Below are 203 nucleotides of genomic sequence, written 5' to 3' on the forward strand. Positions count from 1 at the left end.
GGGCGTGTAGCTCAGTTGGGAGAGCGTCGCCCTTACAAGGCGAATGTCGGGAGTTCGAGCCTCTCCACGCCCACCACGAACAGGTGCAGCATAGCTGCAATTGATAGAGTCAATGACTTATGATGCTGGAGCGGTAGTTCAGTTGGTTAGAATACCTGCCTGTCACGCAGGGGGTCGCGGGTTCGAGTCCCGTCCGTTCCGCC

2 tRNA genes are annotated in these 203 nt (G+C 58.1%); both read left to right on the forward strand.

The features are described from left to right. Window positions 1–76: transfer RNA gene (locus tag ACFVYJ_RS14020), tRNA-Val, on the forward strand. A gap of 51 nt (window positions 77–127) precedes the next feature. Beyond that, window positions 128–201, forward strand: a tRNA-Asp gene (locus tag ACFVYJ_RS14025). The last annotated feature ends 2 nt before the right edge of the window (window positions 202–203 follow it).

The sequence above is a fragment of the Pontibacter sp. JAM-7 genome, from assembly GCF_048548695.2.
Lineage (GTDB): Bacteria > Pseudomonadota > Gammaproteobacteria > Pseudomonadales > Balneatricaceae > Neptuniibacter.